Genomic DNA, 21,005 nt, shown 5'->3' with positions numbered 1-21,005 from the left:
GTAGGCAGTCTGCAGAGACGAGGAAGAAACCCGTGAGCGACGTCCGTAACGTGATCATCATCGGCTCCGGGCCCGCGGGTTACACCGCTGCGCTCTACACGGCGCGTGCGTCGCTGAAGCCGCTGGTCTTCGAAGGTGCTGTCACCGCTGGTGGCGCGCTGATGAACACGACCGACGTGGAGAACTTCCCCGGCTTCCGTGACGGCATCATGGGCCCGGACCTGATGGACAACATGCGCGCCCAGGCCGAGCGCTTCGGTGCCGAGCTGGTCCCCGACGATGTCGTCGCCGTGGACCTCACCGGAGAGATCAAGACCGTCACGGACACCGCCGGCACCGTGCACCGTGCGAAGGCCGTCATCGTCACCACCGGCTCCCAGCACCGCAAGCTCGGGCTGCCCAAGGAGGACGAGCTCTCCGGCCGCGGTGTCTCCTGGTGCGCCACCTGCGACGGGTTCTTCTTCAAGGACCAGGACATCGCCGTCGTCGGCGGCGGCGACACCGCGATGGAGGAGGCCACCTTCCTCTCGCGCTTCGCCAAGTCCGTCACGATCGTCCACCGCCGGGACTCGCTGCGCGCCTCCAAGGCGATGCAGGACCGCGCCTTCGCCGACCCGAAGATCAAGTTCGCCTGGGACAGCGAGGTCGCCGAGATCCACGGTGACCAGAAGCTCTCCGGTCTGACCCTGCGCAACACCAAGACGGGCGAGACCAGCGAGCTGCCGGTGACCGGTCTCTTCATCGCCGTGGGCCACGACCCGCGCACGGAGCTCTTCAAGGGCCAGCTGGAGCTGGACGAGGAGGGCTACCTCAAGGTCGACGCCCCGTCGACGCGGACCAACCTCTCCGGTGTCTTCGGCGCCGGTGACGTCGTCGACCACACCTACCGCCAGGCGATCACCGCTGCCGGCACCGGCTGCTCCTCCGCGCTCGACGCCGAGCGTTTCCTGGCCGCCCTTGCCGACAACGAGAAGGTCGCCGAGCCGGCGACGACTCCCGCGGTCTGACCCACCCGGCTTTCCCCACCCCACACCCCGCGAAGTTAAGGAGGTCGCCGTGGCCGGCGCCCTGAAGAACGTGACCGACGCTTCCTTCGAGGAAGACGTCCTCAAGAGCGACAAGCCCGTCCTGGTGGACTTCTGGGCCGCCTGGTGCGGTCCGTGCCGCCAGATCGCCCCGTCGCTCGAGGCCATCGCCGCCGAGCACGGCGAGATCGAGGTCGTGAAGCTCAACATCGATGAGAACCCGGCCACGGCTGCGAAGTACGGCGTCATGTCCATCCCGACGCTGAACGTCTACCAGGGCGGCGAGGTCGTGAAGACGATCGTCGGCGCCAAGCCGAAGGCCGCGATCCTCCGCGACCTCGAGGGCTTCGTCGAGGCCACTGCCTGACGCCTCTGTTTCACGTGAAACACGAACGGCCCGCCTCCGGATGGAGGCGGGCCGTCGTCGTCGGAGGGTTCGCCCTCACAGGGGCCGCAGGGCCGGCTCCTTCTGGACGGCGCCCAGGAGCCGGTCCAGCGCCAGTTCGACGTCCTCCTTCCAGGAGAGCGTCGTCCTGAGTTCCAGCCTCAGCCGCGGATGGCTCGGATGGGGACGCACGGTCTTGAAGCCCACGGCGAGAAGATGCTCCGCAGGCAACACACAGGCCGGCTCCTTCCATCGCGCGTCCCCGAACGCCTCGATCGCCTTGAACCCGCGCCTCAGCAGATCCTTCGCAACGGTCTGCACCATCATCCGGCCGAGTCCCTGCCCCTGGTACCCCGGCATGATCCAGGCCGTCATCAACTGCACCGAGTCAGCAGAGACCGGACTCGTGGGGAAGGCCATGGAGCGCGGCACATACGCCGGGGGTGCGTAGAGAACGAAGCCGACGGGGACCTCGTCCACATAGACCACCCGCCCACAGGATCCCCACTCCAGCAGAACCGCGGAGATCCATGCCTCCTTCTCCAACTCCGGCCGACCCGCCTTCACCGCAGCCTCTCCGCTCACGGGATCCAGCTCCCAGAAGACGCAGGAGCGGCACCGCTTGGGGAGGTCCGGAAGGTTGTCCAGAGTGAGCGGTACGAGCCGACGCCCCACGGCTGTTCCTCGCTTCCCATGGCCATCGCAGTACGGATACGCCCTCACAGAATCGTATCGATGGGGCGATCAGGGCGATACCGCACTCAGGCAAAGGGGCGGGCCGTGTCCCGGCTTTCACCGGAACACGGCCCGCCCTGAAGGCTCCAGAAGGCGGATCAGCCCTCCTCGTCCTCCTCGTTCTGCTCGGAGTTCACCTGGTCCAGGACACGCCCCTCGCCCGGAGCGAGCGTCGAGAGAATGCGGTCCAGATCCTCTATCGAGGCGAACTCGACGACGATCTTTCCCTTCTTCTGCCCCAAGTCGACCTTCACGCGGGTCTCGAAGCGATCCGAGAGCCGGGTCGCCAGACCCGTCAGTGCCGGGGAGACGCGCGCCCCCGCCCTCGGCCCCTTGGCCTTCGACGTGGCGGTGGGCTCCGAGCCCATCAGCGTCACGATCTCTTCGACCGCGCGAACCGAGAGCCCCTCGGCCACGATTCGGTACGCCAGCTTGTCCTGGGTCTCCGGGTCCTCCACGGAGAGCAGGGCACGGGCATGACCGGCCGACAGGACACCGGCCGCGACCCGTCGCTGGACCGGAGGCGACAGCCGCAGCAGACGCAGCGTGTTGGAGACCTGCGGACGCGAGCGTCCGATGCGGTCGGCCAGCTGGTCGTGGGTGCAGTTGAAGTCCTTGAGCAGCTGGTCGTAGGCCGCGGCCTCTTCCAGCGGGTTCAGCTGTGCCCGGTGGAGGTTCTCCAGGAGGGCATCCAGGAGAAGCTTCTCGTCCTCCGTGGCTCGAACGATCGCGGGGATGCGCTCCAGGCCGGCCTCACGGCACGCCCTCCAGCGACGCTCGCCCATGATGAGCTCGTAGCGCTCGGCACCCAGCTGCCGCACGACGACCGGCTGGAGCAGACCGACCTCCTTGATGGAGGTGACCAGCTCCGCCAGAGCATCTTCGTCGAAGACCTCGCGCGGCTGCTTCGGGTTCGGCGTGATGAAGTCCAGCGGCAGCTCGGCGAAGTGCGCCCCTGCGGGGGACTCCGGCTCCTCGACCACCACGGTCTCGATCACGGGAACAACCGAGTCCGGGGACTGCGGGCTCTGAGGAAGAGTTGCCACCTTCGCGGCAGCCACACCTCGCTCCGAGGACAGGGCCGGAGCCGCTCCGGGGGAGGCAGCGCCCGCCCCCACACTCACGGCCGGCGCCTGCCGCTCCTGGGGAGCAGCAGGGATCAGCGCACCGAGCCCACGCCCCAACCCCCTACGTCGCTCACTCACTGGATCCCCTCCGACATGCTTGGCTGGCTGTTCTGGTGGCCCACGTGGGCATGCTGCGGGTCGTACTGGATGCCGACACCCCGCAGCGCGATCTCCCGGGCCGCCTCGAGATACGACAGCGAACCACTCGAGCCCGGGTCGTAGGTGAGGACGGTCTGGCCGTAGCTCGGCGCCTCCGAGATGCGCACGGATCGCGGGATGCTGGTCCGCAGCACCTCCTCGCCGAAGTGGGTGCGCACCTCGTCGGCGACCTGCGAGGCGAGCCTCGTCCGGCCGTCGTACATGGTGAGCAGGATCGTCGAGACATGAAGCGTGGGGTTGAGGTGCCCACGCACCAGGTCGACGTTCCGCAGGAGCTGGCCCAGGCCCTCCAGCGCGTAGTACTCGCACTGGATCGGGATCAGCACCTCGGCCCCCGCCACCATGGCGTTGACCGTCAGCAGGCCGAGCGAGGGCGGGCAGTCGATCAGGATGTAGTCCAGCGGCTGCTCGTACGCCTGGATCGCTCGCTGCAGTCGACTCTCCCGCGCCACCAGCGACACCAGCTCGATCTCCGCACCGGCGAGATCGATGGTGGCGGGAGCGCAGAAGAGACCTTCGACATCCTGAACGGGCTGCACCACATCGGAGAGCGGCTTGCTCTCCACCAGGACGTCATAGATCGAGGGAACTTCGGCATGGTGGTCGATACCCAGGGCCGTGGAGGCGTTGCCCTGCGGGTCGAGGTCGATGACCAGGACGCGCGCCCCGTGCAGCGCCAGGGAGGCGGCAAGGTTGACCGTCGTGGTCGTCTTGCCGACACCGCCCTTCTGGTTGGCAACCACCATCACGCGTGTCTGTGCAGGCCGGGGAAGACCCTCGCCGGCACGCCCCAGTGCCTCTACTGCCAGTTGGGCAGCACGACCAATGGGGGTGTCGTCCATCGGGGGCGGTGTTTCACGTGAAACATCCTCCCCCACCGATTCGGTTCGGGGACCGGGGACCGGATCGGTCATCGGTCCCGCGATGTTGGCGTCGGACCGCAAGGATTCACTCTCCTCGGCTTCAGGCTCGCGATGAGCAGAGCCTGCCATGCTTTCGGGGTCGTGAACCAGCGAGGCCCGTGGTTCTGTGGAGGAATCCACCTCTGTGGACAATCCCGTCCCTCTCGCGAGTGGCTTTGCGAGAGGTTTGCGGTCCCGGGGCGTGGCAGCCGCGCGGCCGCGGCTGATGATCCCCTGCAGCAGTGAGCGACGTTTCACGTGAAACACGATGCACTCGCCGCCCACGCAGGACCGCTCGACACTCCGAAATACGTACGTATGGCAGCTTGTACGGCTCAGTCGAGCCGCGTTGACGACTCAATCACGCCGCATTGACGGATCAGCGGCGACGACGCGTCCGGCTGGTACGGGCGGCCTTGGCGCGCTTTGCGGCGAACCTCACACCGCCCGGGCTCTCGCCGACCTCCACCCGTACGACGGTCGACAGCGGATCCACGATGCCCTCGCCGACCTGAACCACGGAGGTTCCCACCACGCCGAGCTTGGAGAGCGCGGCGCGGGCGCCGTCGATCTCCTCCTCGGCCGTGTCGCCCTTGAGGGCCAGCATCTCGCCGTACGGACGCAGCAGCGGGACTCCCCAGCCGGCCAGCCGGTCCAGCGGCGCCACGGCGCGCGCCGTCACGACGTGCACGGGCGGGAGCTTGCCGAGCATCTCCTCGGCGCGGCCGCGCACCACGGTGACATGGTCCAGACCCAGCAGCTCCACGACCTCCTGGAGGAAGTTCGTACGGCGGAGCAGGGGCTCCAGGAGCGTGATCTTCAGGTCCGGCCGTACGAGGGCCAGGGGGATACCAGGCAGCCCGGCGCCCGAGCCGACGTCGCACACGGTGACGCCCTCGGGCACCACCTCGGAGAGCACCGCGCAGTTCAGCAGGTGCCTCTCCCACAGTCGGGGAACCTCACGCGGGCCGATCAGCCCGCGCTTGACGCCCGCGTCCGCGAGGAGCTCCGCGTACCGGACGGCCTCCGGGAAGAACTCACCGAATACCGTCCGCGCCTGTTCGGGCGCAGGGGGGAGCTCCGCTGCCTCCGTCACGGGAACCGTCCTTCCGCACCGCACACATAGGTGCGAGCGCACTGTGGTGGCTGACTATCAGGCTGACAAGATCGGCCCCGCCTGCGAGCAGACGGGGCCGACTCTGCGAGAGGGGTCAGGCAGGGAGTACGACGACGAAGCGCTGCGGCTCCTCGCCCTCGGACTCACTGCGGAGACCGGCCGCGGCGACCGCGTCGTGCACGACCTTGCGCTCGAACGGCGTCATCGGGTCCAGCTTGACCGGCTCACCGGTCGACTTCACCTCGGACGCGGCCTTGGCGCCGATCTCGGCGAGTTCCTCGCGCTTCTTGGCGCGGAACCCGGCGATGTCGAGCATCAGCCGGCTGCGGTCACCGGTCTCCCGGTGCACGGCCAGTCGGGTCAGCTCCTGGAGCGCCTCCAGCACCTCGCCGTCACGGCCCACGAGCTTCTGCAGGTCGCGGCTGCTCGAGTCGCTGACGATCGAGACCGCCGCTCGGTCCGCCTCGACGTCCATGTCGATGTCGCCGTCGAGGTCGGCGATGTCGAGCAGACCCTCGAGGTAGTCGGCCGCGATCTCACCCTCCTGCTCCAGGCGGGTCAGGGTGTCGCCACCCTCGGCGGCGGCGGAGATGGTGCCTTCCGTCACGGATGGACTCCTTCTACTTCTTGGACGACGGGTGCTTCGGGCGCTGCTGGCCCTTGCGCTGACCGGACTTGGCCTGACGGTTACCGCCGGAGTTGGCCCGGCTCGGACGCGCGGGCTTGTCGCCCTGATCCGCGTCCTTGGCCTCGCTCTTCGCCTCGTCCTGCGGCTTCTTCTCCAGCGAGGTGGTGGGCTTCTCGCCGGACGTCTCGGAATCCTCGGCGTCCTCGGACTTCGCCGTGGAGTGCTGGGCCGCGGCCTGACGCTTCGCCTTGGTCTGGCGCTTGGGCTGCTGGCGCTTGGCGGCGGCACCGCCCTCGACCTCGGCCGCGACGGTGTCGCTCTTGATCACGGTGCCGTCGACCTGGGGGGCGAAGCCCGCCTTGGCCAGGCCCGAGAAGAAGCGGCGCTCGTTCTCGTTGCGATCAGCGCCCTTGGCGACGATGGCCTTGACGATGTTCTTCCGGCGGCGACCGCGGACCTCACCGTGCGACCCGACGCTCTTCAGCAGGCGCTGGAGGTAGGCGTCCTGAGCCTTGCTGCCCGGGGTGGGGTTCTGGCTGATCACGTACATCTGCTGGCCCATGGTCCACACGTTGGTGGTCAGCCAGTAGACGAGGACACCGACGGGGAAGTTGATACCCATGACGGCGAAGATCACCGGGAAGATGTACATGAGCATCTTCTGCTGCTGCATGTACGGCGTCTTCACCGAGAGGTCGACGTTCTTCATCATCAGCTGGCGCTGCGTGTAGAACTGCGAGGCCGACATCATGATGATCATGACCGCGGTGACGATGCGGACCGAGGTCAGCGAGGCGTCGAGAGCGGCGACCTCGGCGGCACTGTCGGTGAAGGTGGCGGCCAGCGGAGCGCCGAAGATGTGCGCCTGGCGGGCACTCTCGAGCAGCGGCTGATCGATGACGCCGATCGTCTTGCCCTCGGCGATGTGGGACAGCACCGAGTACAGGGCGAAGAAGAACGGCGACTGCGCCAGGATGGGCAGGCACGAGGAGAGCGGGTTGGTACCCGTCTCCTTGTACAGCTTCATCATCTCTTCGGACTGACGCTGCTTGTCGCTCTTGTAGCGCTCCTGGATCGCCTTCATCTTCGGCTGGAGCGCCTGCATGTTCCGCGTCGACTTGATCTGCTTCACGAAGAGCGGGATCAGACAGATACGGATCAGCACCACGAGGGACACGATCGACAGGCCCCAGGCCCAGCCCGTGTCAGGGCCGAAGATCGCCCCGTACAGCTTGTGGAACTGGACGATCACCCATGAGACAGGTGTGGTGATGAAGCTGAAGAAATTGGCAATCGTGTCCACTAATCAGGCTCCTTGAGCATTGGGCGAGGTCTCTGCGGCCGGGCTCGTCTCGGCGGTGGACCCGCCCTTGTCGCCACGCAGCGCGTTCCGCAGCAGTTCATGCCAGCGAGGACGCTTGCGCGGAGGCACGTGGTCCACGCCGCCGGGCGACCACGGATTGCACCGCAGGATGCGCCAGGCGGTCAGGGCTGTGCCCTTGATCGCGCCATGCCGGTCGATGGCCGTGAATCCATAGTGGGAACACGACGGGTAGTACCGGCAGACGGGCCCGAGGAGCGGGCTGATCGTCCACTGGTACAGCTTGATGAGAGCCAGCAGCGGGTACTTCATCGCGTGCCCCCTCCCAGGAGCCGCTGAAGAGCGGTGTCCAGGTCTCGGGCCAGCTGTGCGTGATCGGCGTCGCCGGCTCCGGGCAACGCCCGTACGACCACCAGGCTACCGGGGGGCAGCTCGGACAGTCGTTCGCGGACGAGATGGCGCAGGCGTCGCTTTACCTGATTGCGTACGACGGCACCGCCCACGGCCTTGCTCACGACGAAACCCGCACGTGCCGGGGAAGCGCTCTCCCCAGGCGCGTGCGGGTTCGTTGCACCGCTGTTCAGGTGGACGACGAGGAGCGGGCGACCGGCCCGGCGCCCTCGGCGTACCGCGGTTGCGAAGTCCTCGCGCCGCCTCAGCCGATTCTCGGTAGGCAGCACGTCATGACCCGTTTAAGCGGATCAGGCGGACAGGCTCGAGCGACCCTTGGAACGGCGGTTCGCCAGGATGGCGCGACCGGCGCGCGTACGCATCCGCAGGCGGAAGCCGTGGGTCTTGGCGCGGCGACGGTTGTTCGGCTGGAAGGTGCGCTTGCTCACTCGGGGGCTCCAGAAATGATTCGTAGATGGCGGGACATCGCCTGGCTGTCACCGTGCGCCCACGAGTAGCTCGCAATACGCCCGAGTGCACCGCTTCACGATCACAGACCGTGATCTTTGCCCATCGGAGGCAGGCGGCAGCAGCCATCGACAACTCGACCTGGTTACGGTACGCGCGGCTACGCCATCCGGTCAAACCGACCGATCACCGGGGTCCATTGTGCACAGGCTGTGGACAACAACTTGAACGAGGTCAGCCGCCGCGACTACCGTGGCTGGACTCCTCAATCTTTTTCCGTTCTGTCCTTACCTGTCCTAGACGGAACTTCGACCCACCGTCCCGAGAACCACACATTCGTGGGACCTGCGAGAAAGCGTGCCCTGTGGCTGACGTACCTGCCGATCTTGCCGCAGTGTGGCCACGCGTGCTCGAGCAGCTCCTCGCGGAAGGCCAGCAGGGCATCGAGCCCAAGGACAAGCAGTGGATCGAGCGCTGCCAGCCTCTCGCACTGGTGGCCGACACCGCACTGCTCGCCGTCCCCAACGAATGGGGCAAGCGAGTTCTCGAAGGACGCCTGGCTCCGCTGATCAGCGAGACCCTGAGCCGCGAGTGCGGCCGCCCGATCCGGATCGCGATCACCGTCGACGACTCGGTCGGCGAGCCGACTCCGCTCGCCCCTCCGGTCCAGCAGCAGCCGCCGCGCTACGACGAGCGGCCGCCGGCGGAGTCCTACGACAAGTACGACGGCTACGGTCACCGGCCCATGCCGGACGACGGGCTGCCCACGGCGCGCCCCGCCTACCCGGACTACCAGCAGCAGCGCCCCGACCCCGGCTCCTGGCCGCGCACCCAGGACGACCTGTCCTGGCAGCAGCCGCGGCTCGGCTCGTTCCAGGAGCGCGATCCCTACGCGGGCCCGCGTAGGGATCAGCCCCAGCAGCCGCGGTACGACGAGCGGCCGTCCGCCTACGACCAGCCGCAGCGGCCGGAGCGGGCCGAGCTGCCCGACGCTCCGCGCCCCGGTACGGGCCCCGGTCTCCGACCGGGCGGACCGGTACCGGGTCCCGTGGGCGGCGGCGTCTCCTCCACCGGACAGGCTTCCGCGGCCGGTGCCCCGGGCGAGCAGCACGCACGGCTGAACCCCCGATACCTCTTCGACACCTTCGTCATCGGTTCCTCGAACCGGTTCGCCCACGCCGCCGCGGTCGCGGTGGCCGAGGCGCCGGCGAAGGCGTACAACCCGCTCTTCATCTACGGCGAGTCGGGTCTCGGCAAGACCCACCTGCTGCACGCGATCGGGCACTACGCGCGCAGCCTCTACCCGGGCACGCGCGTGCGGTACGTGAGCTCCGAGGAGTTCACCAACGAGTTCATCAACTCGATCCGCGACGGCAAGGGCGACACGTTCCGCAAGCGCTACCGCGACGTGGACATCCTCCTGGTCGACGACATCCAGTTCCTCGCGAGCAAGGAGTCGACGCAGGAGGAGTTCTTCCACACCTTCAACACGCTCCACAACGCGAACAAGCAGATCGTGCTCTCCTCCGACCGGCCGCCCAGGCAGCTGGTGACCCTGGAGGACCGGCTCCGCAACCGCTTCGAGTGGGGCCTCACCACCGACGTGCAGCCGCCGGAGCTGGAGACGCGGATCGCGATCCTCCGCAAGAAGGCGGTACAGGAGCAGCTCAACGCCCCGCCGGAGGTACTGGAGTTCATCGCGTCCCGCATCTCGCGGAACATCCGTGAGCTGGAGGGCGCGCTGATCCGGGTGACGGCGTTCGCGTCGCTCAACCGGCAGCCGGTGGACCTGGGTCTCACCGAGATCGTCCTCAAGGACCTGATCCCGGGCGGCGAGGACTCGGCGCCGGAGATCACGGCGCCGGCCATCATGGCGTCCACGGCCGACTACTTCGGACTCACGGTGGAGGACCTCTGCGGGTCCTCGCGCAGCCGGGTCCTGGTGACGGCCCGCCAGATCGCCATGTATCTGTGCCGGGAGCTGACGGACCTGTCGCTGCCGAAGATCGGTGCGCAGTTCGGCGGACGCGACCATACGACGGTGATGCACGCGGACCGGAAGATCCGCGCGCTGATGGCCGAGCGGCGCTCCATCTACAACCAGGTCACCGAGCTGACCAACCGCATCAAGAACGGCTGAGGCGGCCGCTCAAGCGGCTCACAGCGCGGCTGAGACGGCGGCTCAAGCGGCTCACGGCACGGCTGAGAGCCGCTCCGCACCCCTCGAAGGGCGCTCCGGGACACCTCCCGGGGCGCCCTTCGCCGTTTCCCACACGCTTGTGCACAGCCGTGCTGTTCGAATCCATGGAGCGAGTGGCGCGTTCTCCACAGATTGGGGGATGATCTTCCGTCCACAGGGTGGGGACTGCGGAGTTATCCGGATCGAATCCACAGGCGCGTCGGCTGAGAGGTCATCACTCCAGGTCAGGTGGGTGTGGATTTGTTGGCAACCGTGATCCACAGGCTGTGGACGAATCTTTCGTCCACAGGGGGTCCTCTCGGTTGTCCACCGGCGGCCCACAGGCTGGCGTCGGTTGCCCACAGCTTCTCCACACCGCTGTCCACCGTTCGGCAACAAAACACCCGGCATCACCGCGTCGAGTGAAAGCGGTCACACCAAGGGAGACGGTTGGGCTGTGGGGAACGTGGGTAAAGCTGGGGACAGCACTGGGGAGAACTCCAGGTTGCCTGTGTACCGGGTGTGCAGAACTTTCGGGTGTCCACAGAACACCCCGGTTGTCCACCGGGTCCACCCACAGGGGCAGTGGACAAAAAACCGGCGTTGACCTGCGCATATGACGTTATCCACGGTTTCCACAGGCCCTACTACTACTCCCACATAGAGTTAGCCCGGAATCCGCTTCGAAGTGGGACCTGTGCACAACTCGGCGCCGGAGCCTCGGCGGCCTCTTGTCGCGACTTGACCCCGAGCCGCACCGAGTGTCGGCGGCGTACGTCAGACTGGTTCCCGCAGTCGACGAAGAGCCAGCAACAAGCAGGAGGCGGTTCCGGTGAAGATCCGGGTGGAGCGCGACGTACTTGCCGAGGCGGTGGCCTGGGTGGCCCGCAGCCTCCCGGCCCGTCCGCCGGCCCCCGTTCTCGCGGGCCTTCTGCTGAAGGCCGAGGACGGCGCGCTGAGCTTCTCGAGCTTCGACTACGAGGTCTCGGCGCGTGTCTCCGTCGAGGCCGAGGTCGAGGAGGACGGCACCGTCCTCGTCTCCGGCCGACTGCTCGCCGACATCTGCCGCGCTCTCCCCAACCGGCCGGTGGAGATTTCCACAGACGGTGTACGGGCGACCGTGGTCTGCGGCTCCTCCCGCTTCACCCTCCACACCCTTCCTGTGGAGGAGTACCCGGCGCTGCCGGAGATGCCCACCGCGACCGGCACCGTCCCCGGTGAGGTCTTCGCCTCCGCCGCCGCGCAGGTGGCCATCGCCGCCGGCCGTGACGACACGCTGCCCGTGCTCACCGGTGTGCGCATCGAGATCGAGGGCGACACGGTCACCCTGGCCTCCACCGACCGCTACCGCTTCGCGGTCCGCGAGTTCCTGTGGAAGCCGGAGTCCCCGGACGCCTCCGCCGTCGCCCTGGTGCCCGCGAAGACCCTCCTGGACACCGCCAAGGCGCTCACGAGCGGCGACACGGTCACCCTGGCGCTCTCGGGCTCCGGCAAGGGCGAGGGCCTGATCGGCTTCGAGGGCGCCGGCCGCCGCACCACCACCCGGCTGCTCGAGGGCGACCTGCCGAAGTACCGGACGCTCTTCCCCACCGAGTTCAACTCGGTCGCGGTGATCGAGACCGCCCCGTTCGTCGAGGCCGTCAAGCGTGTGGCCCTGGTGGCCGAGCGCAACACCCCGGTCCGCCTCAGCTTCGAGCAGGGCGTGCTGATCCTGGAGGCCGGCTCCAGCGACGACGCACAGGCTGTGGAGCGTGTGGACGCGCAGCTGGAGGGCGACGACATCTCGATCGCCTTCAACCCGACCTTCCTGCTGGACGGTCTGAGCGCGATCGACTCCCCGGTCGCCCAGCTCTCCTTCACGACGTCCACCAAGCCCGCGCTGCTGAGCGGCAAGCCGGCGGTCGACGCCGAGGCGGACGAGGCGTACAAGTACCTGATCATGCCGGTGCGGCTCAGCGGCTGAACGCCCTCGGGTGGCCGTCGACTGAGCGGCTGACCCCACAGGTGTGCACCCGGGTGCGGGCGTAGGCTCGGACCCGGGTAAACCGCACACGACGCTTAAGGAATCTCTGATGGAGCTCGGTCTCGTCGGTCTCGGCAAGATGGGCGGCAACATGCGTGAGCGCATCCGCCGCGCAGGCCACACCGTCATCGGATACGACCGCAACCCGGACCTCGCCGATGTCCACAGCCTGGAAGAGCTTGTGGGCAAGCTCAAGGGTCCGCGCGTCGTGTGGGTCATGGTCCCGGCGGGTGCCGCGACCCAGTCCACCATCGACGAGCTGGCGGAGCTGCTCGCTCCCGGCGACATCGTCGTGGACGGCGGCAACTCCCGCTGGACCGACGACGAGAAGCACGCTGAGGAGCTCGCCGCCAAGGGCATCGGCTTCGTCGACTGCGGCGTCTCCGGTGGCGTCTGGGGCCTGGAGAACGGCTACGCGCTGATGTACGGCGGCGACGCCGAGCACGTGGCGCGGGTCCAGCCGATCTTCGACGCTCTCAAGCCCGAGGGCGAGTTCGGCTCGGTCCACGCGGGCAAGGTCGGCGCGGGCCACTTCGCCAAGATGGTCCACAACGGCATCGAGTACGCCATGATGCAGGCGTACGCCGAGGGTTGGGAGCTCCTGGAGAAGGTCGACTCCGTCACCGACGTGCGCGAGGTCTTCCGCTCCTGGCAGGAGGGCACGGTCATCCGTTCCTGGCTGCTGGACCTGGCGGTCAACGCGCTGGACGAGGACGAGCACCTGGACCAGCTCCGCGGTTACGCACAGGACTCCGGCGAGGGCCGCTGGACGGTGGAGGCCGCGATCGACAACGCGGTGCCGCTGCCCGCGATCACCGCGTCGCTGTTCGCGCGGTTCGCGTCCCGTCAGGACGACTCCCCGCAGATGAAGATGATCGCCGCGCTGCGCAACCAGTTCGGTGGCCACGCGGTCGAGTCCAAGAAGTAATCCACAGGCTGTGCACCTCCCGGTGCACAGCAGCCGGGGGAAGGTCGGCGCACATCATGCATGTCACGCATCTGTCGCTGGCCGACTTCCGCTCCTACGCCCGGGTCGAGGTCCCGCTCGATCCGGGCGTCACCGCTTTCGTGGGCGCGAACGGCCAGGGCAAGACGAACCTGGTCGAGGCCGTCGGCTATCTCGCCACCCTCGGCAGCCACCGAGTCGCCTCGGACGCCCCGCTCGTACGGATGGGAGCGGACCGGGCGATCATCCGCGCCGCGGTCACCCAGGGCGAGCGCTCCCAGCTGGTCGAGCTCGAGCTCAACCCGGGCCGGGCCAATCGTGCCCGTATCAACAGGTCCTCGCAGGTCAGGCCACGCGATGTCCTGGGGATCGTGCGGACCGTGCTGTTCGCGCCGGAGGATCTGGCCCTGGTCAAGGGTGATCCCGGGGAGCGCCGGCGCTTCCTCGACGAGCTGATCACGGCGCGCTCGCCGCGCATGGCGGCTGTGCGCTCCGACTACGAGCGGGTGCTCAAGCAGCGCAACACCCTGCTGAAGTCCGCGGCGATGGCCAGGCGCCACGGCGGCCGTGGCATGGACCTGTCGACGCTGGACGTGTGGGACCAGCATCTGGCCCGGGCGGGCGCCGAGCTGCTGGCGCAGCGGCTGGATCTGATCGCCGTACTGCAGCCGCTGGCCGACAAGGCGTACGAGCAGCTGGCACCGGGCGGCGGACCGATCCTGCTGGAGTACCGGCCGTCCGCACCGGGCGCCGGGCACACCCGTGAGGAGCTGTACGAGCAGGTCATCGCCGCGCTTGCGGAGGTCCGCAAGCAGGAGATCGAGCGGGGCGTGACGCTGGTCGGCCCGCACCGGGACGAGCTGCTCCTCAAGCTGGGCGACCTGCCCGCGAAGGGGTACGCGAGCCACGGGGAGTCCTGGTCGTACGCGCTGGCGCTGCGGCTGGCCTCGTACGACCTGCTGCGGGCGGAGGGGAACGAGCCGGTGCTCGTCCTCGACGACGTCTTCGCGGAGCTGGACGCGCGGCGCCGGGAGCGGCTCGCGGAGCTGGTGGCCCCGGGCGAGCAGGTGCTGGTGACGGCGGCGGTGGACGACGACGTGCCGGGCGTGCTGGCGGGGGTCCGGTACGCGGTCGCCGGGGGTTCGGTGGAAAGGCTGTGAGGTCGTGAGCGAGAACGAGAACCCCCAGGCGCGGATCCCGCAGGGCGGGGTCGACCAGGCCCCCAAGGCGGCCGAGCCGTCGGGTGTGGATCTCGCGCGGGTCGCGCTGCGCGCCGCCAAGGAGCAGGCGAAGGCGCGGGGCGCCGCGGCGCAGCAGAAGAAGCAGGCCCGGCGCGGCGGCGGGCTGCGCTCGGGCGCCCATGCCGACGGTCGCGACCCGGTCGGGCTCGGCGCCGCGATCAACCGGCTCATCACCGAGCGCGGCTGGGAGACGCCGGCGGCGGTCGGCGGGGTCATGGGGCGCTGGCCGCAGATCGTGGGCGAGGACCTGGCGAACCACTGCGTACCGCTGAAGTACGACGAGGCGCCGGAGGAGCGGGTGCTCACCGTGCAGTGCGACTCCACGGCGTGGGCGACGCAGCTTCGGCTGCTGGCGCCGAGGCTGGTGGCGCGGCTGAACGAGGATCTGGGGCACGGGACGGTGCGGGTGATCAAGGTCCTGGGGCCGGGGGCGCCGCGCAAGGGGTACGGGCCGCTTCGGGCGCCCGGGTCCGTGGGGCCGGGGGACACGTACGGCTAGAGCGCCGGGCGGAGCGGGCGGGGCTCTGCCCGTGTGCGTGGTGCGGGCGCTCCTGGTGGGGACGTGCGGAGCGCGCCCCCAAGGGCGCCGTTCCGCTGTGCCCACCCTCCCCCCGGACTCCTTCCGGGGGACCCCCGGCCCAGCGGAACGATCGCCCACAGCAGCTGGGCGCACCGCCCCGGCGGGCTCGGAGAGGGGTGACTCCCGGCTGTCCCCGAAGGCGTCCACCGGCTGTCACCGAGCCCGTCCACCGGCTGTCACCGCCCGAAGCGCTGGGTGGCCGTCAGAGCCCTTTGGAGCCCCTCCCCTGATATGGGGAGTCGTCTCGCTCCCGCTCAGGGCGGCACATGCGGACTCAGGTACCGGCAAACCCCCATTCGTGTCAGCGCTACCGGTAGACTGGTAAGTAATCCCGCCACCCCGCGGAACAAGTCGAACGACGCAGCCGCTCCCGTATGCCCGGAGAACGGCCTGTGCTGTGCCAGAAAGGGCGCTTCGTGGCCGATTCCGGCAACCCCAACGAGAACATTCCGTCCGCCACCGCTGCGTCGTACGACGCCAGCGCGATCACCGTCCTCGAGGGTCTGGACGCGGTCCGCAAGCGACCCGGCATGTACATCGGCTCGACCGGTGAGCGCGGCCTGCACCACATGGTGCAGGAGGTCGTCGACAACTCCGTCGACGAGGCCCTGGCCGGCCACGCGGACACCATCGATGTGACGATCCTGGCCGACGGCGGCGTGCGCGTCGTCGACAACGGTCGCGGCATCCCCGTCGGCATCGTCCCGTCCGAGGGCAAGCCGGCCGTCGAGGTCGTGCTGACGGTCCTCCACGCGGGCGGCAAGTTCGGGGGCGGCGGCTACGCGGTCTCCGGAGGTCTGCACGGCGTCGGTGTCTCCGTCGTCAACGCCCTCTCCACCAAGGTCTCGGTGGAGATCAAGACCGACGGCCACCGCTGGACGCAGGACTACAAGCTGGGCGTCCCGACCGCTCCCCTCGCGAAGCACGAGGAGACCGACGAGACCGGCACCTCGGTCACGTTCTGGTCCGACCCGGACATCTTCGAGACGACCGAGTACTCCTTCGAGACGCTCTCGCGCCGCTTCCAGGAGATGGCCTTCCTCAACAAGGGCCTCACCATCGCCCTCACCGACGAGCGCGAGTCCGCGAAGGCGACCGTCGGCGCCGACGACCCGGACGCCGAGGCCGCCGCCGAGCCGACCGCGCGCACGGTGAAGTACCACTACGAGGGCGGCATCGTCGACTTCGTGAAGTACCTCAACTCGCGCAAGGGCGAGCTGATCCACCCGACCGTCATCGACGTCGAGGCCGAGGACAAGGAGCGCACGCTCTCGGTCGAGATCGCGATGCAGTGGAACTCGCAGTACAGCGAGGGCGTGTACTCCTTCGCGAACACGATCCACACGCATGAGGGCGGTACGCACGAAGAGGGCTTCCGCGCCGCGCTGACGGGCCTGGTGAACCGGTACGCGCGCGACAAGAAGCTGCTGCGCGAGAAGGACGACAACCTCACCGGTGAGGACATCCGCGAGGGTCTGACGGCGATCATCTCCGTCAAGCTGGGCGAACCGCAGTTCGAGGGCCAGACGAAGACGAAGCTGGGCAACACGGAGGCCAAGACCTTCGTCCAGAAGATCGTCCACGAGCACCTCAACGACTGGTTCGACCGCAACCCCGTCGAGGCGGCGGACATCATCCGCAAGTCGATCCAGGCGGCCACCGCGCGCGTGGCGGCCCGCAAGGCGCGCGACCTGACCCGCCGCAAGGGCCTGCTGGAGTCGGCGTCCCTGCCGGGCAAGCTGAGCGACTGCCAGTCGAACGACCCGACCCAGTGCGAGATCTTCATCGTCGAGGGTGACTCGGCCGGTGGCTCGGCCAAGTCCGGTCGTAACCCGATGTACCAGGCCATCCTGCCGATCCGAGGCAAGATCCTGAACGTCGAGAAGGCGCGGATCGACAAGATCCTGCAGAACACCGAGGTCCAGGCGCTGATCTCGGCCTTCGGCACCGGAGTCCACGAGGACTTCGACATCGAGAAGCTCCGCTATCACAAGATCATTCTGATGGCGGACGCCGACGTCGACGGCCAGCACATCAACACCCTGCTGCTGACCTTCCTCTTCCGCTTCATGCGTCCGCTGGTCGAGGCCGGTCACGTCTACCTCTCCCGCCCGCCGCTCTACAAGATCAAGTGGGGCCGGGACGACTTCGAGTACGCGTACTCGGACCGTGAGCGGGACGCGCTCGTCGAGCTGGGCAAGCAGAACGGCAAGCGGATCAGGGAAGACTCGATCCAGCGCTTCAAGGGTCTGGGCGAGATGAACGCCGAGGAGCTGCGCGTCACCACGATGGACGTGGACCACCGTGTCCTCGGCCAGGTGACCCTGGACGACGCGGCCCAGGCGGACGACCTGTTCTCGGTGCTGATGGGTGAGGACGTCGAGGCGCGGCGTTCGTTCATCCAGCGCAACGCCAAGGACGTTCGCTTCCTCGACATCTGAGTCGGTCTCAGCTGACCGTACGAAAGGACTGACGACCAGCAATGGCCGACGAGAACCCCCCTGTGACCACCGAAGAAGAAGAGCCGGTGCTGCGGATCGAGCCCGTCGGGCTCGAGACCGAGATGCAGCGCTCGTACCTCGACTACGCGATGTCCGTCATCGTGTCGCGTGCGCTGCCCGACGTGCGGGACGGCCTCAAGCCGGTCCACCGGCGCGTGCTGTACGCGATGTACGACGGCGGCTACCGGCCCGAGAAGGGCTTCTACAAGTGCGCCCGCGTCGTCGGTGACGTCATGGGTACGTACCACCCGCACGGCGACTCCTCCATCTACGACGCGCTCGTCCGTCTCGCCCAGCCCTGGTCGATGCGGCTGCCGCTGGTCGACTCCAACGGCAACTTCGGTTCCCCGGGCAACGACCCGGCCGCCGCCATGCGGTACACCGAGTGCAAGATGATGCCGCTGGCCATGGAGATGCTCCGGGACATCGACGAGGAGACCGTCGACTTCCAGGACAACTACGACGGCCGTAACCAGGAGCCGACGGTCCTGCCGGCGCGCTTCCCGAACCTGCTGGTCAACGGCTCGGCCGGTATCGCGGTCGGTATGGCGACCAACATCCCGCCGCACAACCTGCGCGAGGTCGCGGCCGGTGCCCAGTGGGCGCTGGAGCACCCGGAGGCCACGCACGAGGAGCTGCTCGACGCGCTCATCGAGCGCATCAAGGGCCCCGACTTCCCGACCGGCGCGCTGGTCGTCGGTCGCAAGGGCATCGAGGAGGCGTACCGCACCGGTCGCGGCTCCATCACGATGCGCGCGGTCGTCGAGGTCGAGGAGATCCAGAACCGCCAGTGCCTGGTGGTCACGGAGCTTCCGTACCAGACCAACCCGGACAACCTGGCGCAGAAGATCGCCGACCTGGTCAAGGACGGCAAGATCGGCGGCATCGCCGACGTCCGCGACGAGACCTCGTCCCGTACCGGCCAGCGGCTCGTCATCGTGCTCAAGCGCGACGCCGTCGCCAAGGTCGTGCTGAACAACCTGTACAAGCACACCGACCTGCAGACGAACTTCGGCGCCAACATGCTGGCGCTCGTCGACGGTGTGCCGCGCACGCTCTCCCTGGACGCGTTCATCCGCCACTGGGTGACGCACCAGATCGAGGTCATCGTGCGCCGGACCCGCTTCCGGCTCCGCAAGGCCGAGGAGCGCGCCCACATCCTGCGCGGTCTGCTCAAGGCGCTGGACGCGATCGACGAGGTCATCGCGCTCATCCGGCGCAGCGACACGGTCGAGGTCGCGCGCGAGGGCCTGATGGGCCTGCTGCAGATCGACGAGATCCAGGCCAACGCCATCCTCGAGATGCAGCTGCGCCGGCTCGCCGCCCTGGAGCGCCAGAAGATCGTCGCCGAGCACGACGAGCTCCAGGCGAAGATCAACGAGTACAACTCGATCCTCGCCTCCGAGGAGCGCCAGCGCGCCATCGTCAGCGAGGAACTGGCGCTGCTCGTCGAGAAGTTCGGCGACGACCGCCGCTCCAAGCTGGTGCCCTTCGACGGCGACATGTCCATCGAGGACCTGATCGCCGAAGAGGACATCGTCGTCACCATCACGCGTGGCGGCTATGTGAAGCGGACGAAGACCGAGGACTACCGCTCGCAGAAGCGCGGCGGCAAGGGCGTGCGCGGCACGAAGCTGAAGCAGGACGACATCGTCGACCACTTCTTCGTCTCCACGACCCACCACTGGCTGCTCTTCTTCACCAACAAGGGCCGGGTCTACCGGGCCAAGGCGTACGAGCTGCCGGACGCCGGCCGGGACGCGCGCGGTCAGCACGTCGCCAACCTGCTGGCCTTCCAGCCGGACGAGCAGATCGCCGAGATCCTCGCGATCCGCGACTACGAGGCCGCGCCGTACCTGGTGCTCGCCACCAAGGCCGGTCTGGTGAAGAAGACCGCGCTGAAGGACTACGACTCGCCGCGTTCCGGCGGTGTCATCGCGATCAACCTCCGGGAGACGGAGGACGGCGGCGACGACGAGCTGATCGGCGCCGAGCTGGTGTCGGCGGAGGACGATCTGCTGCTCATCAGCAAGAAGGCGCAGTCGATCCGCTTCACCGCGACGGACGACGCGCTGCGGCCGATGGGACGTGCCACGTCGGGCGTCAAGGGGATGAGTTTCCGCGAGGGCGACGAACTGCTCTCGATGAATGTCGTCCGGCCGGGTACGTTCGTCTTCACCGCCACCGACGGTGGGTACGCGAAGCGGACCAACGTCGACGAGTACCGCGTCCAGGGTCGCGGTGGCCTCGGTATCAAGGCCGCCAAGATCGTGGAGGACCGCGGCTCGCTCGTGGGCGCGCTGGTGGTCGAGGAGACGGACGAGATCCTCGCCATCACGCTGTCCGGCGGTGTGATTCGTACGCGAGTCAACGAAGTCAGGGAGACCGGCCGTGACACCATGGGCGTCCAGCTGATCAACCTGGGCAAGCGCGATGCCGTCGTCGGCATCGCACGGAACGCCGAGGCGGGCAGCGAGGCCGAAGAGGTCGAAGCTGCCGCTGACGGCGATGGCGTCGAGGCCGCGACCGCGGTCGAGGCAGCCGAGGGCACCCAGCCCTCGGCCGGGGAGCACGAGGAGTAGAGCGTGAGTGGAGCCACGGGCGCCGGTTCGGCTGCTGCCGGAGCTTCTGCTGGTGCTGGAGCGAACGGTGCCCGTGGTTCCGCCACGGACTCCCAGGGGGTTGCGGTGACGGACACCCGAGGGCAGGGGCCCTCGTACGAGACGTACAACGGGCCGCTGCCCGGCGATCGCGCGGGCGCGCAGCAGCCGAGCGGGCCCTACCACCCGCCGCAGGCGTACGGCGCTCAGGCGCCGGCCGCCGGCGCGGGCGGCCAGAACACCGGCGCGGTGCGTCGTCCGCGTACCGGGGCCCGCACCACGCCCCGTACGCGCAAGGCGCGGCTGCGGGTGGCCAAGGCCGACCCGTGGTCGGTGATGAAGGTGAGCTTCCTGCTCTCCATCGCGCTGGGCATCTGCACGGTCGTGGCCGCTTCGGTGCTGTGGATGGTCATGGACGCCATGGGCGTCTTCTCGACCGTCGGCGGCACGATCAGCGAGGCGACGGGCTCGAACGAGTCCAACGGCTTCGATCTGCAGTCGTTCCTCTCGCTGCCGCGGGTGCTCATGTTCACCTCGGTGATCGCCGTGATCGACGTGGTCCTCATGACCGCGCTGGCGACGCTGGGCGCGTTCATCTACAACCTGTCCGCCGGTTTCGTGGGCGGCGTGGAGCTGACGCTGGCGGAGGACGAGTGACCCGTGGGGGGTCCGTCGGAA

General features: G+C 68.4%; 19 protein-coding genes. 10 read left to right on the top strand and 9 right to left on the bottom strand.

Annotation, left to right across the window (positions count from 1 at the left end):
* Positions 1 to 32 precede the first annotated feature (32 nt).
* Together trxB and trxA are read left to right on the top strand one after the other, a co-directional pair.
* Positions 33 to 1,007: a thioredoxin-disulfide reductase gene (gene trxB / locus ACFQ7Q_RS02990; protein ID WP_383548960.1), complete on the top strand. Its 975-nt coding sequence runs from the start codon at positions 33 to 35 to the stop codon at positions 1,005 to 1,007.
* A gap of 49 nt (positions 1,008 to 1,056) precedes the next feature.
* Positions 1,057 to 1,392: a thioredoxin gene (gene trxA, locus ACFQ7Q_RS02985; RefSeq protein ID WP_376439055.1), complete on the top strand. Its 336-nt coding sequence runs from the start codon at positions 1,057 to 1,059 to the stop codon at positions 1,390 to 1,392.
* A gap of 75 nt (positions 1,393 to 1,467) precedes the next feature.
* Here trxA and ACFQ7Q_RS02980 read toward each other — a convergent pair whose 3' ends face one another.
* From ACFQ7Q_RS02980 to rpmH, 9 genes are all read right to left on the bottom strand, one after another.
* Positions 1,468 to 2,085, bottom strand: coding sequence for a GNAT family N-acetyltransferase (locus tag ACFQ7Q_RS02980; RefSeq protein WP_376439053.1), 618 nt, complete (start codon positions 2,083 to 2,085; stop codon positions 1,468 to 1,470).
* 158 nt (positions 2,086 to 2,243) lie between these two features.
* Entirely contained in the window at positions 2,244 to 3,350 is a 1,107-nt protein-coding gene (locus tag ACFQ7Q_RS02975; RefSeq protein WP_383548955.1) for a ParB/RepB/Spo0J family partition protein, read from the bottom strand.
* Complete coding sequence (locus ACFQ7Q_RS02970) at positions 3,347 to 4,423, bottom strand: ParA family protein (RefSeq protein ID WP_383548952.1); 1,077 nt, start codon at positions 4,421 to 4,423, stop codon at positions 3,347 to 3,349. The genes ACFQ7Q_RS02975 and ACFQ7Q_RS02970 overlap by 4 nt, the downstream gene beginning before the upstream one ends.
* 289 nt (positions 4,424 to 4,712) lie before the next feature.
* Positions 4,713 to 5,429, bottom strand: a complete 717-nt coding sequence (gene rsmG, locus ACFQ7Q_RS02965; protein WP_383548949.1) for a 16S rRNA (guanine(527)-N(7))-methyltransferase RsmG — start codon at positions 5,427 to 5,429, stop codon at positions 4,713 to 4,715.
* A gap of 115 nt (positions 5,430 to 5,544) precedes the next feature.
* Positions 5,545 to 6,057, bottom strand: a complete 513-nt coding sequence (locus ACFQ7Q_RS02960; RefSeq protein WP_383548947.1) for a protein jag — start codon at positions 6,055 to 6,057, stop codon at positions 5,545 to 5,547.
* A 13-nt stretch (positions 6,058 to 6,070) separates the two neighbouring features.
* Positions 6,071 to 7,381, bottom strand: coding sequence for a membrane protein insertase YidC (gene yidC / locus ACFQ7Q_RS02955; RefSeq protein WP_383548944.1), 1,311 nt, complete (start codon positions 7,379 to 7,381; stop codon positions 6,071 to 6,073).
* Positions 7,382 to 7,384: 3 nt separating this feature from the next.
* On the bottom strand, positions 7,385 to 7,711 hold the full coding sequence (gene yidD / locus ACFQ7Q_RS02950; RefSeq protein WP_137994568.1) for a membrane protein insertion efficiency factor YidD: 327 nt from the start codon (positions 7,709 to 7,711) through the stop codon (positions 7,385 to 7,387).
* On the bottom strand, positions 7,708 to 8,079 hold the full coding sequence (gene rnpA / locus ACFQ7Q_RS02945) for a ribonuclease P protein component (RefSeq protein ID WP_376439037.1): 372 nt from the start codon (positions 8,077 to 8,079) through the stop codon (positions 7,708 to 7,710). The genes yidD and rnpA overlap by 4 nt, the downstream gene beginning before the upstream one ends.
* 21 nt (positions 8,080 to 8,100) lie before the next feature.
* The gene (gene rpmH, locus ACFQ7Q_RS02940; RefSeq protein ID WP_060891143.1) at positions 8,101 to 8,238 is read right to left on the bottom strand and encodes a 50S ribosomal protein L34; all 138 of its coding nucleotides are present in this window, start codon (positions 8,236 to 8,238) and stop codon (positions 8,101 to 8,103) included.
* 383 nt (positions 8,239 to 8,621) lie between these two features.
* On the opposite strand from rpmH, the gene dnaA reads away from it, so the two are divergent.
* The 8 genes from dnaA to ACFQ7Q_RS02900 all read left to right on the top strand — a co-directional run bounded on the left by dnaA (position 8,622) and on the right by ACFQ7Q_RS02900 (position 20,984).
* On the top strand, positions 8,622 to 10,397 hold the full coding sequence (gene dnaA, locus ACFQ7Q_RS02935; protein ID WP_383548939.1) for a chromosomal replication initiator protein DnaA: 1,776 nt from the start codon (positions 8,622 to 8,624) through the stop codon (positions 10,395 to 10,397).
* A gap of 871 nt (positions 10,398 to 11,268) precedes the next feature.
* Positions 11,269 to 12,399 (top strand): DNA polymerase III subunit beta, encoded by a 1,131-nt coding sequence (gene dnaN, locus ACFQ7Q_RS02930; RefSeq protein WP_030205035.1) that lies wholly within the window; start codon positions 11,269 to 11,271, stop codon positions 12,397 to 12,399.
* A 109-nt stretch (positions 12,400 to 12,508) separates the two neighbouring features.
* A complete protein-coding gene (gene gnd, locus ACFQ7Q_RS02925; RefSeq protein WP_362359528.1) occupies positions 12,509 to 13,387 on the top strand; it encodes a phosphogluconate dehydrogenase (NAD(+)-dependent, decarboxylating) in 879 nt (292 codons plus the stop codon).
* 56 nt (positions 13,388 to 13,443) lie between these two features.
* Positions 13,444 to 14,565 carry a DNA replication/repair protein RecF gene (gene recF, locus ACFQ7Q_RS02920; RefSeq protein WP_383548935.1) on the top strand — a complete coding sequence of 374 codons (1,122 nt, stop codon included), beginning with the start codon at positions 13,444 to 13,446 and terminating at the stop codon, positions 14,563 to 14,565.
* A 34-nt stretch (positions 14,566 to 14,599) separates the two neighbouring features.
* Positions 14,600 to 15,145: a DUF721 domain-containing protein gene (locus tag ACFQ7Q_RS02915; RefSeq protein WP_383549130.1), complete on the top strand. Its 546-nt coding sequence runs from the start codon at positions 14,600 to 14,602 to the stop codon at positions 15,143 to 15,145.
* A gap of 473 nt (positions 15,146 to 15,618) precedes the next feature.
* A complete protein-coding gene (gene gyrB / locus ACFQ7Q_RS02910; RefSeq protein WP_383548932.1) occupies positions 15,619 to 17,667 on the top strand; it encodes a DNA topoisomerase (ATP-hydrolyzing) subunit B in 2,049 nt (682 codons plus the stop codon).
* 41 nt (positions 17,668 to 17,708) lie between these two features.
* On the top strand, positions 17,709 to 20,309 hold the full coding sequence (gene gyrA / locus ACFQ7Q_RS02905; RefSeq protein ID WP_383548929.1) for a DNA gyrase subunit A: 2,601 nt from the start codon (positions 17,709 to 17,711) through the stop codon (positions 20,307 to 20,309).
* Between the two features lie 105 nt (positions 20,310 to 20,414).
* Positions 20,415 to 20,984: a DUF3566 domain-containing protein gene (locus tag ACFQ7Q_RS02900; protein ID WP_383548927.1), complete on the top strand. Its 570-nt coding sequence runs from the start codon at positions 20,415 to 20,417 to the stop codon at positions 20,982 to 20,984.
* The last annotated feature ends 21 nt before the right edge of the window (positions 20,985 to 21,005 follow it).

The organism is Streptomyces sp. NPDC056527, assembly GCF_042794475.1.
In the GTDB taxonomy this organism is placed as follows: domain Bacteria; phylum Actinomycetota; class Actinomycetes; order Streptomycetales; family Streptomycetaceae; genus Streptomyces.
Note: the sequence above shows the minus strand (reverse complement) of the source record. Positions and strands in the feature narration are given on the sequence as shown.

Bases quoted from the DNA above. Each gene is read 5' to 3' on its own strand.
- recF (WP_383548935.1), top strand. From the start codon at position 13,444: ATGCATGTCACGCATCTGTCGCTGGCCGACTTCCGCTCCTACGCCCGG.
- gnd (WP_362359528.1), top strand. From the start codon at position 12,509: ATGGAGCTCGGTCTCGTCGGTCTCGGCAAGATGGGCGGCAACATGCGT.
- ACFQ7Q_RS02970 (WP_383548952.1), bottom strand. From the start codon at position 4,423: ATGGCAGGCTCTGCTCATCGCGAGCCTGAAGCCGAGGAGAGTGAATCC.
- yidD (WP_137994568.1), bottom strand. From the start codon at position 7,711: ATGAAGTACCCGCTGCTGGCTCTCATCAAGCTGTACCAGTGGACGATC.
- gyrA (WP_383548929.1), top strand. From the start codon at position 17,709: ATGGCCGACGAGAACCCCCCTGTGACCACCGAAGAAGAAGAGCCGGTG.